This is a genomic window from Variovorax sp. PBS-H4 (assembly GCF_901827205.1).
Lineage (GTDB): Bacteria > Pseudomonadota > Gammaproteobacteria > Burkholderiales > Burkholderiaceae_C > Variovorax.
The window spans coordinates 1,716,900-1,730,590 of sequence record NZ_LR594675.1 but is presented as its reverse complement, the minus strand read 5'-3'; the positions used below and the strand labels follow the sequence as shown (position 1 = coordinate 1,730,590).

Sequence of the window (13,691 nt, the reverse complement as noted above, 5' to 3'; positions counted from 1 at the left end):
GATCCCCAACGATGACCGACAAGACACGCGGCATGCTCGAGATGACTGCCGCCATGGTGATCTCAGGGACCATCGGCTGGTTCGTCGTGCGTTCGGGACAGCCGGTCATCGACCTGCTGTTCTGGCGCTGTGCATTCGGCGCGGCCACGCTGCTGGCCGTCTGCGCCGCCCTGGGCATGCTGCGCGGCAAGCTCTCGCTTCGCCTGCTTGGGTGGGCGGCGCTCGGCGGAATCGCCATCGTGCTCAACTGGCTGCTGATCTTCGCCTCGTTCTCGCGGGCGTCGATCGCGATCGCAACCACGGTCTACAACACGCAACCCTTCATGATGGTCGCGCTCGGCGCACTGCTGTTTTCCGAGCGCGTCAGCGCCACTCAGCTCGGATGGCTGGGGATCGCCTTTGCCGGCGTGCTGCTGATCGTCCAGGCGAAGCCCGGCGCCAGCTACACCGGGGCCGGCTATGTCGCGGGCGTGCTCATGGCGCTGGGTGCGGCCTTCTTCTATGCGGTCGCCGCCATGATCACGAAGAAGCTCAGCGGCACGCCTCCGCACATGATCGCGCTGGCCCAGGTGTGCGTGGGCGTCGTGATGATTGCGCCGTTCGCCAACCTCTCGACCTTGCCCACCGATGCCCGTGCCTGGGGGAGCTTCGCGGTGATGGGCGTGATCTACACCGGCCTGGTGTTCGTGCTGCTCTACGGCGCGATCCAGAAGCTGCCGACGCACGCGGTAGGTGCCCTCTCCTTCGTCTATCCGATCGTGGCGATCGGAGTGGACATGGTGGCCTTCGACCATCGGCTGCAGGCGGTTCAGCTGGCCGGCGCGGCAGCGATTCTGGTGGCGGCGGCGGGGCTCAATCTCGGCTGGTCGTTCAAGTTCGCGAGCACCCCGCGGTCCTGAGCCGGTGCGCCTGGACACCTTTGGGTAGCATGAACCCATGGATCTGCTCCTTCATTCCACCCCTTCCCCCGAGACACCGCTCGACGAGCGAGACGGGCGCTACCTGCGCAAGGCGATCGTGTGGTCGCATGCCGCGCGGCGGCGCGGCAACCGGCCTTTCGGCGCGGTGATCGTCTCGGCCGACGGCGAAGTGCTGGCCGAGGCCTGGTGCAACACGGCCGAGACCGGCGATGTCACCGGGCACGCCGAGACCAATGCAGTGCGCATGCTGGCAGGGCGCAGCCTCTCGCGCGAGGCACTGGCGGCCGCCACGATCTATGCCTCGGGCGAGCCGTGCGTCATGTGCGCGGGCGCCATCTCCTGGTCCGGCATCGGCCGCGTGGTCTTCGGCATCGATGCCGAGCGCTTGCGCGTGTTCCGGGGCGAGCCCCCCGGGCAGCGCGACGCAGCGCCGTCCTGCCGGGACGTTTTCGCGGCTTCGGCACACCCCATCGAATGCATAGGGCCAGCGCTGCTCGACGAAGCCATGGCCGCGCACGTGGGGGCGTGGACGGGTTGACGAGGCTAGCTTCCCCAGCTCTGCCGTTTCCTTGGGCAACCCAGCGCAAGTCGTTGCCCGACAAGGCCCTGACGACTTGTGCCCGGAGTTTTCCACAAGCTTGTCCACTTCTTTCGGGGATGAACTCGACACGCCCTGGCGTCGTCACCCTCCTCCTACACTCGCCCCCATGCCCTGGAACGCGCGACTCGAGCTCGACTACCGACTGGAAGGCCCGCGAAGCGTCGCGCGCTTTCGCCACGAGGGCCCGCTGCGGATCCTGCAGAGCCTGTACCCCGAGGGCGATGCGGTCTGCCACAACGTGCTGGTGCATCCGCCGGGCGGGCTGGTGGGTGGAGACACCCTCGACATCCGCGTGAGCGCGGCGCCCGGCAGCCATGGGCTGATCACGACGCCGGGCGCCAGCCGCTTCTATCGCTCGGAGGGCGAGCCCGCGGTGCAGCGCACCGCGCTGCGGCTGGAGCCCGGCGCGCGCCTCGAATGGCTGCCGCTCGAAGCGATCTGCTTCAGCGGCTGCCGCGCGGAGAACCGGCTCTCGCTGCAGCTGGCGGAGGGTGCGGAGCTCATCGGATGGGATGTGACGGCACTCGGCCTGCCCGGCGCCGGCAAGCCGTTCGAGCGCGGCACGCTGCTGCAGCACATCGAGATGCCTGGCGCCTGGCTCGAACGCGGGCGCATCGATGCAGCGGACCCGCGGCTGCTCGATGGCCGGCTGGGCCTGGCCGGGCATCGGTGCCTGGCCTCCCTGTTCTTCGTTGCGGGCGCACCGCTGGCGCGGGCCCGGCGAGAGGCCGCGCTCGATGCCGTGCGTGCGCTGATCGAAGCGCATGCGCTGCGCGACAGTGCCGGCGCCACCAGCCCGCAGCCGGGCGTGGTCGTGCTGCGCGTCCTGGCGCCCCTGGTCGAGCCGGCCATGCAGTTGCTGCGGCAGGCGTGGCAGGCCTGGCGTGCCGAGCTGTGGCAGATGCGGGGTGCGCCGCCGCGCATCTGGGCGATGTGACCCGGCCCCGGCCCGCTGCCCGGTGGGCCCTTGCCCTACCCGGCTGCCCGTTGTTCTCCGTCTCGGCGCCGGCACGGCGATCGCTAAGGTGGTGACTCCAATGAACAGGAGAAAACCATGAAAAGCATCATCCTCTGGCTGTGCGGCGTACCGATCGGCGTGATCATCCTGCTGAAGGTATTCGGCGTCTTCTGATTCCAGGAAGGGTCCGTGCCCCATGCATGGGGCATGCGACTACAGGCGCCGCCCGCTGGCGGCATTAGGCTCGCGACATGACCTGCCTCGCGACGCCGACCCGATGAGAGATGTCCACAGCGACATCCCGGCCCGCCTCGACCGCCTGCCCTGGTCGCGCTGGCACTGGCGCGTGGTGTTGGCACTCGGCATCGCCTGGGTGCTCGATGGGCTGGAGGTCACGCTCGTCGGCTCGATCGGCGGCGTGCTGGAACGGCCCGACACGTTGGCGCTCACGGCGGCGCAGATCGGCTGGTCGGGCTCGCTCTATATCGGCGGCGCAGTGATCGGCGCCCTGCTCTTCGGCCGGCTCACCGATCGGCTGGGGCGCAAGAAGCTGTTCCTGTTGACGCTCGCGGTCTATGCACTGGCCACGCTGGCCACTGCTTTTTCACCCAACTTTGCCTTCTTCGCGCTGTGCCGCTTCTTCACCGGTCTGGGCATCGGCGGCGAATACGCGGCCATCAACTCGGCCATCGACGAACTGATTCCCGCGCGTGTGCGCGGCCGCGTCAACCTGGCCATCAACGGCAGCTTCTGGATCGGGGCTGCGCTTGGCGCGGGACTGAGCCTGGTGCTGCTCGACCCGCAGGTGCTCGGGCCCGTATGGGGCTGGCGCGCGGGCTTCGGCCTGGGCGCGCTGCTGGCAGTGGCGATCCTGCTGGTGCGGCGCGACGTGCCGGAAAGTCCGCGCTGGCTGATGGCGCATGGCCGCGCGGAAGAAGCGGAGCACATCGTCGCGGCCATCGAGGCCGAGGTTGCCGCGCAGCATGGGGCGCTGCCGGCGCCTGCAGGCCGCGTGCGCTACAGCCGGCGCGCCAGCCCGGGCTGGCGCGAGGTCGCGCAGGTGCTGCTGCGCCGCTATCCGCAGCGCAGTGCGGTGGCGCTGGCGCTGATGATCTCGCAGGCCTTCTTCTACAACGCGATCTTCTTCACCTATGCGCTGGTGCTGACGCGCTTCCATGGGGTGCCGGAAGAGCGGGTGGCGCTCTACATCTTTCCCTTCGCACTCGGCAACGTGCTGGGCCCGCTGATCCTGGGGCCGCTGTTCGACCGGGTCGGGCGCCGTCGCATGATCGCGCTGACCTATGTGTGCTCAGGCATCGGCCTCGCGCTGACCGGCTGGGCCTTCATGCAGGGCTGGCTCGACGCGCGCAGCCAGGCGCTGGCCTGGTCGGCCGTGTTCTTCCTGGCCTCGGCAGCGGCGAGTTCGGCCTACCTGACGGTGAGCGAGGTGTTCCCGCTGGAAATGCGGGCGATCGCGATCGCGATCTTCTACGCAGTGGGCACGGGCGCGGGCGGCTTCATCGCCCCGGTGCTCTTTGGCGCGCTGATCGAGACCGGCAGCCGCGGCGCGGTGGCCGTCGGCTATGCGATCGGGGCGGCGCTGGTGGTGATCGCCGGGCTGCTGGCGCTGCGCTTTGCGGTGGACGCAGAGCGCAAGCCGCTGGAGGAAGTGGCGCCGCCGCTGGGCAGCGCTTCGAGCGACGGCCCGCTCATTCGATGATGGCGCGCTTGACGTCTTCCTGAAGGCCGCGCAGATGCGCGCGCATGGAAGCCGGCATTCCCACCGTGATGTATGGTGCCGGCCCGGAGTCGCTGCTCGAAGCCAATGGCCATTGCGCCGACGAGCGCGCGCCGCTGGACGAACTGCGCAAGGCGACGGTGGTCGTCGCCAACACGCTGCTCCAGCTCCTGACCCGCTGAGCTTCGATCTGCAGGGTCAGGCCTCGGCGACGGGATGGCCCGCTTCGACCCAGGCTTCCAGTCCGCCCGCCAGCGGCCGCGCCCGCATGAAGCCGCGCGCCATCAGCGCCTGCGCGGCGAGCGCGGCCGAAATCTCGTTGGGGCAATTGCAGTAGAGGATGATCTCGCGCGCCGTGTCGTCGAAGGGCAGCACCGCCCGGCGCTGCTGCAAGGCGTTGAGCGGTATGGACAGGGCACCCGGGATGCGGCGCGGATCGACCTGCACGCCGGTATCTCCCCGCACGTCGACCACGATCGGCGGAGCCTCGCCCGCCATCAGCCCGAGCAGCTCGTCGACACCGGCGCGCGGCATGCTCGCGATGCGCCGGACGCTGCGGCGGCGCCACCAGCGCAGCGCCAGCATCGCTGCCAGCACCACGACGAGCGCTGCGGTCGCGACGCCGCCGGCATTGGCCAGCGTGTCGAGCACGGCTTCGATCTGCTCCCGGAAGACCCAGCCGAGCCCGAGGAAGACGCCGACCCACAGCAAGGCAGCCACGATTTCGAAGCCCAGGAAGCGCCACGAGGACATGCCCAGTGCGCCGGCCATCGGCGGCGCCACCACGGAAACGCCGGGCACGAACTTGGCCGCCACCAGCGACAGCCCGCCCCAGCGGGTGATCAGGGATTCGCTGCTGCGCACGCAGGAGTCCGGCGAGATGGAGATCCTGCACAGCAGCCGCATGAAGCGATAGCCGTAGGTACGGCCCGCGTAGAACCACACGGCGTCGCCGAGCACGTTCGCCAGCAGTGCGGCGGCGACCAAGGCGAGCAGCAGCAGCGGCTGGGCCATGGCCGCGATACCGCCGGCCACGACCACCACCGGCGCGGCGGGCAACGGCAGGCCGACGCGTGCCGCGAAGGTGGTGATGAAGACCACCGCGACGGCGTGGTCGACCATCAGGGCAATCAGCGTTTCCATGCGCTGGCCCTGATCGGACGAGGATGGAACTGGCGGGCAAGGAGCATGGCGAAGCGGCGGTGAGCGCAGAGGCGACACCCGCTAGTGTGCTGTCACCCAAATCGCTGCGCAAATGAATGCACTGGATTGCCGCCAGGGCGCCGGGGCTGCGGTGCCGGCAGCGTTCAGATCGCGACCAGCTGGCGCACCCCTTGCGCCTCCATGTCCTTGCCCATGCCGCGTGCGATCACCTCGCCTCGCTCCATCACCAGGTAGTCGTCCGCCAGCTCCTGCGCGAAGTCGTAGTACTGCTCGCACAGCACGATCGCCATGTCGCCGCGGTCGGCGAGCATGCGGATCACGCGGCCGATGTCCTTGATGATGCTGGGCTGGATGCCTTCCGTGGGCTCGTCGAGGATCAGGAGCTTGGGGCTCGGCGCCAGTGCGCGCGCAATCGCGAGCTGCTGCTGCTGGCCGCCCGAGAGGTCGCCCCCGCGGCGGTTGAGCATCTGCTTGAGCACCGGGAAGAGCTCGAACAGCTCTGACGGGATCGGCGTGCCCGCAGGCCGGTAGGCCAGGCCCATGCGCAGGTTCTCTTCGACCGTGAGGCGCGCGAAGATCTCGCGGCCCTGCGGCACGAAGCCCATGCCCGCACGGGCACGCTCGTAGGGCGTCTTCCTGTGGACCGGCACACCGTCGAAGTCGATGCTGCCGCTCTTGATGGGGACCAGCCCCATCAGGGACTTGAGCAGCGTCGTCTTGCCCACGCCGTTGCGGCCGAGCAGGACGGTGACCTTGCCCGCTTGCGCCTCCAGGCTCACGTCGCGAAGGATGTGTGAGCCGCCGTAGTACTGATGAATGTTCCTGACCTTGAGCATCGTGCTGTTCCCGCGTTTTCAACGCCCCAGATAGACCTCGATCACACGCTCGTCCGCCTGCACTTCGTCGAGCGTGCCCTGCGCCAGCACGGAGCCGTCGCACAGGACGGTGACGATCTCCGAGATGGTCCGCACGAAGCTCATGTCGTGCTCCACCACCATCAGCGAATGCTTTCCCTTCAGCTTCAGGAAGAGCTCGGCGGTGCGCGCCGTCTCCTCGTCGGTCATGCCGGCCACGGGCTCGTCGAGCAGCAGCAGCTTCGGGTCCTGCATCAGCAGCATGCCGATCTCCAGCCACTGCTTCTGGCCATGGCTCAGGTTGCCCGCGAGGCGCGAGACGCTGTCCTCCAGGTGGATGGTGTGCAGCACCTCGGCCAGCCGGTCGGACTGCGCGGAGTCGAGCCGGAACAGCATCGAGGCCTTCACGCCCTTGTCGGTCTTGAGCGCGAGTTCGAGGTTCTCGAACACCGTCAACTGCTCGAACACGGTCGGCTTCTGGAACTTGCGGCCGATGCCCAGCTGGGCGATGTCGGCCTCCTTGTGGCGCAGCAGGTCGATGGTGCTGCCGAAGAACACCGTGCCTTCGTCCGGCCGCGTCTTGCCGGTGATGATGTCCATCATCGTGGTCTTGCCGGCGCCGTTCGGGCCGATCACGCAACGCAGTTCGCCCGGCGCGATGTCGAGCGAGAGCTTGTTGATGGCCTTGAAGCCGTCGAAGCTGACGCTCACGTCCTCGAGGTAGAGGATGCGCCCGTGGGTGAGGTCGACCTCGCCGGGCGTCGCGTGTCGCCCATAGCCGGCCTCGCGGCCGCCCGAGGCGGTGAGCTTGCCGAAGTCGCTGTGCTGGCCGTGCCGCGCGATGCGCTCTGCGCCGGCGTCCATCAGGTCGGGTGTCATGCGCGCGCTCCTTCGGGCTGCACCGCCAGCGGCGCGAGAGCGTCGGGCTCGACGCCCTGCTCCGCCGCCACGGCGCGCCGCGCGAGCTGGCGTGGTTCTTCGTTTGCCGCAGCTTTCGCGTCTCGGGTCGTCCACCTCTTGACCAGGCCCACGATGCCGTCCGGCAGGAACAGCGTGACGGCGATGAACAGGGCGCCCAGGAAGTAAAGCCAGTACTCCGGGTAAGCCACCGTGAGCCAGCTCTTGGCGCCGTTCACGATGAAGGCGCCGAGGATCGGACCCACCAGCGTGGCCCGCCCGCCCACTGCGGCCCAGATCGCGATCTCGATCGAGTTGGCTGCACTCATCTCGCCCGGGTTGATGATGCCCACCTGCGGCACGTACAGCGCCCCGGCCACGCCGCACATCACGGCCGAGATGACCCAGACCGTGAGCTTGTAGGGCAGCGGGTTGTAGCCCGAGAACATCACGCGCGACTCGGCATCGCGAATGGCCTGGAGCACGCGGCCGAACTTGCTGCCGATGAGCCACCGCGCGAACAGGAAGAAGCCCAGCAGCGTCAGCCCGGTGAGCGCGAAGAGCGTCATGCGCATCTCCTGTGTCGCGATCGGCGTGCCCAGGATGCGCTTGAAGTCGGTAAAGCCGTTGTTGCCGCCGAAGCCGGTCTCGTTGCGGAAGAACAGCAGCATCGCGGCGAAGGTCATGGCCTGCGTGATGATCGAGAAGTACACGCCCTTGATGCGCGAGCGGAACGCGAAGAAGCCGAACACGAACGCGATCAGCCCCGGCACGGCGACGATCAGTACCAGCGTGGCGACGAAGCTGTCGCTCAAGGTCCAGTGCCAGGGCAGGGTCTTCCAGTCGAGGAAGACCATGAAGTCGGGCAAGTCGCTCTTGTAGTTGCCGTCGCGCCCGATCTGGCGCATGAGGTACATGCCCATCATGTAGCCCCCCAGCGCAAAGAACAGGCCGTGGCCCAGGGAGAGAATGCCGGTGTAGCCCCAGATCAGGTCCATGGCCAGGGCGCAGATGGCGTAGCACATGATCTTGCCGACCAGCGCGACGGCGTAGTCGCTCATGTGCAGCGCGCTGCCCGCAGGCACCAGCAGGTTGAGCACGGGGGCCAAGGCGCAGACGGCGATCAGCGCGGCGAAGAAGGCGGTCCAGCCCTTGGTGCTCAGGAGCGGGCCCTTGGAAGGAAGTGCGAATCGAGTCATTCGGTAACCTCTGCGCTTCGCGGTGCGGTTCTGTTCGCCTTCGGAGCGGCCGTGCGGCTCATGCTTCGGCACTCCGACCTTTCACTGCGAAGATGCCCTGCGGCCGCTTCTGGATGAAGATGATGATGAAGACCAGCACCGCGATCTTCGCGAGCACGGCGCCGGCCCAGCCTTCGATGAACTTGTTGAGTACGCCCAGGCCGAGCGCCGCGTACACGGTGCCGGCGAGCTGGCCGACGCCGCCCATGACCACCACCATGAAGGAATCGACGATGTAGCTCTGGCCGAGGTCGGGGCCCACGTTGCCGATCTGCGACAGCGCACAGCCCGCCAGCCCGGCGATGCCCGAGCCCAGGGCGAAGGCGTAGGTGTCGATGCGGGCCGTGTTCACGCCCATGCAGGAGGCAATCGGACGGTTCTGCGTGACGCCGCGCACGAACAGACCGAGGCGCGTGCGGCTGATCAGCCAGCCCATGGCCAGCAGCACCAGGACCGCAAAGGCGATGATGCAGATGCGGTTCCACGGCAGCGTGACGTTGCTCAGCATGGTGAAGCCGCCGCTCATCCAGCCAGGATTTTCGACGCCGACGTTCTGCGCGCCGAAGAGCGAGCGCACCAGTTGCTGCAGCATCAGGCTGATCCCCCAGGTGGCCAGCAAGGTCTCGAGCGGCCGGCCGTAAAGGAAGCGGATCACGCCGCGCTCCAGCACCGCACCTACCAGCGCCGAAGCGAGGAAGGCGGCGGGAATGGCGGCGACCAGGTACCAGCCGAAGAGCGGCTCGGGCATGTAGCGCTGGAAGAGGCCCTGCATCACGTAGGTGGCGTAGGCGCCGATCATCATCAGCTCGCCGTGCGCCATGTTGATCACGCCCATCAGCCCGTAGGTAATGGCCAGCCCCAGTGCGGCCAGCAGCAGGACGGAGCCCAGGCTGACGCCGCTGAAGATCGCGTTGATGCGGTCGCCCCAGACCAGCGAGCCGTCGATGCTGCCGATGGAAGCCTCGATCGTCTTCCTGACCTCGGCATCGGTCTCGTCGGCCAGCCGCTGGTTGAGCAGCAGCTTGGTGTCCGGGCTGCGGCTCTCGCCCAGCGCCTTCGCGGCTGCGAGGCGCTTGGCCTTGTCGGCGCTGCTCAGCATGCTGGCGGCGCGCACCAGTTCGAGCCGGGCCTTGATCCGGTCATTGGTCTCGGCGGCGAGTGCCTTCTCGACCAGCGGCAGGCGCGATTCGTCGGGCTCCTTGAAGAGGGCCTGCGCCGCCTCGGCGCGCACCGCTTCGTCCTTGCTCGTGAGCCTGAGCGCGGCCTGCGCGGCATCGAGGGCGCCGCGCATGAGGTTGTTGTTGACGACGTCTTCTGCGTTGTCGGGCAGCTTGAGCTCGGCGCCGGTGACGGGGTCGTAGGCCTTGTCGTCCTTGACGAGGAAGACCCTGTCGTCGGTGTACTTGACCGCGTCGTCGGCCATGGCCTGGATGAAGGCAGCGGTCTTCTCGTCGGCGGCGGCAACGGCCTTGTTGAGGGCGGCAATGCGGGCCTCGGACTCGCCCGACGCGATGGCGCGGGCCTCGTCGAGGGTGAGTGCGTGGGCGGCCAGGGCTGACAGCAGCGTCGAGGCGCAGAGCACGCGGTGAAGTGTTCGTCGAAGCATCGGTATTGGACTTGCTCCCTCTCCCTCCGGGCGAGGGCTGGGGTGAGGGCACGCGGCGCACAAAAAGGAATGGCGGCCACGACCGCCGCCGGCCCTCACTCCGACCCTCTCTCCGATGGGAGAGGGAGCAGGAGAGAGGGACCGCTCGTGCCTTACATCGACTTGCCGGCCGGGTAGTCCGGCTTCTTGTCGTTGCCCTCGATGTACGGGCTCCACGGCTTGGCCTTGACAGGACCCGGCGTCTTCCACACGACGCTGAACTGCCCGTCGGCCTTGATCTCGCCGATGAACACGCTCTTGTGCAGATGGTGGTTCTTCTCGTCCATCTTCGACACGATGCCCGACGGCGCGGTGAACGTCTGGCCGGCCATCGCGGCGATCACCTTGTCAGTGTCGGTGCTCTTGGCCTTCTCGACCGCCTGCTTCCACATGTGGATGCCGATGTACGTGGCTTCCATCGGGTCGTTGGTGAGCGGCTTGTCCTTGTGGCCGGCGATGTTCTTGGCCTTGGCGTAGTCGCTCCACTGCTTGATGAAGGCCGTGTTGGTCGGGTTCTTGATCGACATGAAGTAGTTCCATGCGGCCAGGTGGCCCACCAGCGGCTTGGTGTCGACGCCGCGCAGCTCTTCCTCGCCGACCGAGAAGGCGACCACCGGCACGTCCTTGGCCTTCAGGCCGGCATTGCCGAGCTCCTTGTAGAAGGGCACATTGGAGTCGCCGTTGATGGTCGACACCACGGCGGTCTTGCCGCCGGAAGAGAACTTCTTGATGTCGGCGACGATGGTCTGGTAGTCGCTGTGGCCGAAGGGGGTGTACTTCTCGTCGATGTCCGAGTCCTTCACGCCCTTGCTCTTGAGGTAGGCGCGCAGGATCTTGTTGGTGGTGCGCGGGTAGACGTAGTCGGTGCCCAGCAGCACCCAGCGCTTGGCGCCGCCGCCTTCCTTGCTCATCAGGTAGTCGACCGCGGGGATGGCCTGCTGGTTCGGCGCGGCCCCGGTGTAGAAGACGTTCTTGCTGAGCTCTTCGCCCTCGTACTGCACGGGGTAGAACAGCAGGCCGTTCATTTCCTCCACCACCGGCAGCACCGATTTGCGCGACACCGAGGTCCAGCACCCGAAGATCACCGAAACCTTGTCCTGCCCGAGCAGCTGCTTGGTCTTTTCGGCGAACAGCGGCCAGTTGGAGGCGGGGTCGACCACCACGGGCTCGAGCTTCTTGCCCAGCACGCCGCCCTTGGCGTTGATCTCGTCGATGGCCATCAGCACCGTGTCCTTGAGCACGGTTTCGGAGATGGCCATGGTGCCCGACAGCGAGTGCAGCACGCCGACCTTGATGGTGTCGGCCGCCAGCGCCGGAATGGCAGAAAGGCCGGCCAGCGCGACCGCGGCCGTGAGCGCCTTGAGGGTGAATCGACGTTGTTGCATGGGACTCTTCTCCTGGGTGTGAATGACACAGGGGAGTCTGCGCAACAGGCGCCGCGGCGGAAATACGCCGGGTGGCGTACAGGGATCAAGTGCGCAGCAGCGCGGGATGCTTCTGCTTCAGGTGTTGCTTCAACAGCACCATCAAGCGGGCCGCCTGCGCGGCACACTTCGCAGGCGATGGGGAACACGTCTTCAGCGCGGCGGAGCCGCCTTGAACTGCTTCGAGGCGAAGGCCCAGATCAGCCGCGACGCATTGGGCCCGGCCGCGTCGCTGAAGGCCAGGCGCGGCGCGCCGCCGCTCCAGGCATGACCCAGGCCTGCAACCTCGCACAGCATGACGAAGGTACGGCCCTGGCGCTTGAACTCGGTGATGCGCATCGCGTGGCGCTTGCCGCGCTGGACGGTGCGCTCGATGCCCGGACGCGCGCCGGTGGCGGTGGCCCACACCTCGGCCGTGCTCAGCGCATTGCTGGCCGACACCACGAGATCGGCATCGCCGTGCAGGATCAGCAGCGGCGGCAGCGTGGTGAGGACCGCGGCCGCCCCCATGGCCTTGCCGACTGCCGTGGCGGGCATCGGTGGCACACGGCGCCCGCGCATCGCGCCCAGTGCGGTGGCAGGCGAACGGGCAGCGCCGGGCGCCACGCCCGAATGCATGGCCAGGGCCTTGAAGCGCACCGGGTAGCGCGTGGCCAGCAGCGCCGCCATGCCCGCGCCAGCCGAAAGGCCTGCCACGGCAACGCGCTCGCGGTCGACCGGGTACAGCATGCAGGCCTGGTCGATGGCGGCCATCAGCGTCGCAGCCTCGGCATCGGCCTTGCCGAAACGGTGGTCGTACCAGTTCCAGCAGCCCTGCGGATGGGCCATGCGGTCCTGCTCCGGGTAAAGCACGAAGAAGCGTTCCCGGGCGGCCAGCAGGTTCATGCGCGTGCTGGCGGCGAAGTCGCGTCCGGTCTGGCCACAGCCATGCAGCATCACCAGCAGCGGCAGCCGCTCGCCCAGCTGCATGTCCGGCGGCCGGTACAGGTGGTAGCGCCGCGCGCCGCCGGGGCCGAGCGCCGCCCCTGCCAGCCAGTCGCCGGGGCCGCGCGGTGGCTTGAGATGCTCGGCTGCCACGCGCTGCACCTGCCCGGCGATGCGCTTCCCGCTGCGCAGGGTGGCCGCGGTGAGCGCCTTCATGCTGCGCTGGTAGGCACGCGTGAACGCCTTGGCGGCAGAGGTCGAGGAAGAGCGACGGGCCATGGTGCGTGCGTGGGCCGGGTTCGGCTCCGCACCTTAGCAGCTTCCGCGCCATAAGCGGCGCCGCGGCGCCCTAGTAGACCTCGGGCACGTACATCGACGCCGGCACCGGCAGGCGCAGGTAGTCCGCGTGGCGCTCGCGCGCGGGCAGTGCGATCGGCGCGTGCGGCACCTCCTGGTAGGGCATCTGGCCGAGCAGATGGGTGATGCAGTTCAGGCGCGCTTTCTTCTTGTCGACGGCCTGCACGACCCACCAGGGCGCTTCCTCGATATGCGTGCGCTCCAGCATGGTTTCCTTGGCCTTGGTGTATTCCTCCCAGCGGCGGCGGGACTCAAGGTCCATCGGGCTGAGCTTCCACTGCTTGAGCGGGTCGTGGATGCGCCCCAGGAACCGCATGTGCTGCTCCTCGTCGGTGATCGAGAACCAGTACTTGATGAGCTTGATGCCGGAGCGCACCAGCATGCGCTCGAAGTCGGGCACCGTGCGGAAGAACTCCTCGTATTCGTCGTCGGTGCAGAAGCCCATCACGTGCTCGACGCCGGCGCGGTTGTACCAGCTGCGGTCGAACAGCACCATCTCGCCGGCGGCCGGCAGGTGCGCCACGTAGCGTTGGAAGTACCACTGGGTGCGCTCGCGGTCGTTGGGTGCCGGCAGCGCTGCGACACGGGCCACCCGAGGATTGAGCCGCTGGGTGATGCGCTTGATCACCCCGCCCTTGCCCGCCGCGTCGCGGCCCTCGAAAAGGATCACCACCTTCTGGCGACTGTGCTGCACCCAGTCCTGCAGCTTGACCAGCTCGCCCTGCAGGCGGAACAGCTCCTTGAAGTAGGCACGGCGAGCTGCCTTGTCGGCCGGCTGGCCCGACTCGAGCTCGTCCGGGTTGCGGTCCTCGATCTCGAGTTCCAGTTCTTCGTCATAGCTGTCGATCAGATCGCGCGCGATGCGCTGCATCAGTTCGTCCTGGTCGCTGAGGGTGCTGGGCAGCGTCATGGGGCCTCGAAAAGACGGAAGAAAAAGCACCATCCTGCCGGTCGGCAATGACGGGCTTGTG

At 67.9% G+C, this 13,691-nt stretch carries 12 protein-coding genes and 1 pseudogene; 5 read left to right on the top strand and 8 right to left on the bottom strand.

From position 1 onward, the window contains the following. Positions 1-11: 11 nt before the first annotated feature. The 5 genes and pseudogenes from E5CHR_RS08235 to E5CHR_RS08215 all read left to right on the top strand — a co-directional run. Positions 12-899: a DMT family transporter gene (locus E5CHR_RS08235; RefSeq protein WP_162579227.1), complete on the top strand. Its 888-nt coding sequence runs from the start codon at positions 12-14 to the stop codon at positions 897-899. 37 nt (positions 900-936) lie between these two features. After that, a complete protein-coding gene (locus tag E5CHR_RS08230; RefSeq protein ID WP_162579226.1) occupies positions 937-1,458 on the top strand; it encodes a nucleoside deaminase in 522 nt (173 codons plus the stop codon). A 169-nt stretch (positions 1,459-1,627) separates the two neighbouring features. Next, positions 1,628-2,458, top strand: a complete 831-nt coding sequence (locus E5CHR_RS08225; protein WP_162579225.1) for an urease accessory protein UreD — start codon at positions 1,628-1,630, stop codon at positions 2,456-2,458. Between the two features lie 298 nt (positions 2,459-2,756). Beyond that, positions 2,757-4,199, top strand: a complete 1,443-nt coding sequence (locus tag E5CHR_RS08220; protein ID WP_162579224.1) for an MFS transporter — start codon at positions 2,757-2,759, stop codon at positions 4,197-4,199. A gap of 47 nt (positions 4,200-4,246) precedes the next feature. Continuing rightward, positions 4,247-4,399: pseudogene (locus E5CHR_RS08215) on the top strand (peptidase M20); the annotation flags it as partial. 16 nt (positions 4,400-4,415) lie between these two features. Here the strand turns inward: E5CHR_RS08215 and E5CHR_RS08210 are convergent. The 8 genes from E5CHR_RS08210 to ppk2 form a co-directional block, all read right to left on the bottom strand. Next, positions 4,416-5,360, bottom strand: coding sequence for a VTT domain-containing protein (locus E5CHR_RS08210; protein WP_162579223.1), 945 nt, complete (start codon positions 5,358-5,360; stop codon positions 4,416-4,418). Positions 5,361-5,524: 164 nt separating this feature from the next. Beyond that, on the bottom strand, positions 5,525-6,217 hold the full coding sequence (gene urtE / locus E5CHR_RS08205; protein WP_162579222.1) for an urea ABC transporter ATP-binding subunit UrtE: 693 nt from the start codon (positions 6,215-6,217) through the stop codon (positions 5,525-5,527). 18 nt (positions 6,218-6,235) lie between these two features. Continuing rightward, the gene (gene urtD / locus E5CHR_RS08200) at positions 6,236-7,114 is read right to left on the bottom strand and encodes an urea ABC transporter ATP-binding protein UrtD (RefSeq protein WP_162579221.1); all 879 of its coding nucleotides are present in this window, start codon (positions 7,112-7,114) and stop codon (positions 6,236-6,238) included. After that, positions 7,111-8,331, bottom strand: coding sequence for an urea ABC transporter permease subunit UrtC (gene urtC, locus E5CHR_RS08195; RefSeq protein WP_162579220.1), 1,221 nt, complete (start codon positions 8,329-8,331; stop codon positions 7,111-7,113). Before urtC ends, urtD begins: the two co-directional genes overlap by 4 nt. A 58-nt stretch (positions 8,332-8,389) precedes the next feature. Then, positions 8,390-9,976, bottom strand: coding sequence for an urea ABC transporter permease subunit UrtB (gene urtB, locus E5CHR_RS08190; RefSeq protein WP_162579219.1), 1,587 nt, complete (start codon positions 9,974-9,976; stop codon positions 8,390-8,392). Between the two features lie 152 nt (positions 9,977-10,128). Then, positions 10,129-11,400 carry an urea ABC transporter substrate-binding protein gene (gene urtA, locus E5CHR_RS08185; RefSeq protein ID WP_162579218.1) on the bottom strand — a complete coding sequence of 424 codons (1,272 nt, stop codon included), beginning with the start codon at positions 11,398-11,400 and terminating at the stop codon, positions 10,129-10,131. Positions 11,401-11,592: 192 nt separating this feature from the next. Continuing rightward, positions 11,593-12,642 (bottom strand): extracellular catalytic domain type 1 short-chain-length polyhydroxyalkanoate depolymerase, encoded by a 1,050-nt coding sequence (locus E5CHR_RS08180; protein WP_162579217.1) that lies wholly within the window; start codon positions 12,640-12,642, stop codon positions 11,593-11,595. Positions 12,643-12,712: 70 nt separating this feature from the next. Then, positions 12,713-13,630: a polyphosphate kinase 2 gene (gene ppk2 / locus E5CHR_RS08175; protein ID WP_162579216.1), complete on the bottom strand. Its 918-nt coding sequence runs from the start codon at positions 13,628-13,630 to the stop codon at positions 12,713-12,715. Positions 13,631-13,691 lie beyond the last annotated feature (61 nt).

Coding starts and splice junctions, on each gene's coding strand:
- urtC (WP_162579220.1), bottom strand. CDS start 8,331: ATGACTCGATTCGCACTTCCTTCCAAGGGCCCGCTCCTGAGCACCAAG.
- urtE (WP_162579222.1), bottom strand. CDS start 6,217: ATGCTCAAGGTCAGGAACATTCATCAGTACTACGGCGGCTCACACATC.
- E5CHR_RS08210 (WP_162579223.1), bottom strand. CDS start 5,360: ATGGAAACGCTGATTGCCCTGATGGTCGACCACGCCGTCGCGGTGGTC.
- urtD (WP_162579221.1), bottom strand. CDS start 7,114: ATGACACCCGACCTGATGGACGCCGGCGCAGAGCGCATCGCGCGGCAC.
- E5CHR_RS08235 (WP_162579227.1), top strand. CDS start 12: ATGACCGACAAGACACGCGGCATGCTCGAGATGACTGCCGCCATGGTG.
- urtA (WP_162579218.1), bottom strand. CDS start 11,400: ATGCAACAACGTCGATTCACCCTCAAGGCGCTCACGGCCGCGGTCGCG.
- urtB (WP_162579219.1), bottom strand. CDS start 9,976: ATGCTTCGACGAACACTTCACCGCGTGCTCTGCGCCTCGACGCTGCTG.
- E5CHR_RS08225 (WP_162579225.1), top strand. CDS start 1,628: ATGCCCTGGAACGCGCGACTCGAGCTCGACTACCGACTGGAAGGCCCG.
- E5CHR_RS08220 (WP_162579224.1), top strand. CDS start 2,757: ATGAGAGATGTCCACAGCGACATCCCGGCCCGCCTCGACCGCCTGCCC.
- ppk2 (WP_162579216.1), bottom strand. CDS start 13,630: ATGACGCTGCCCAGCACCCTCAGCGACCAGGACGAACTGATGCAGCGC.
- E5CHR_RS08230 (WP_162579226.1), top strand. CDS start 937: ATGGATCTGCTCCTTCATTCCACCCCTTCCCCCGAGACACCGCTCGAC.
- E5CHR_RS08180 (WP_162579217.1), bottom strand. CDS start 12,642: ATGGCCCGTCGCTCTTCCTCGACCTCTGCCGCCAAGGCGTTCACGCGT.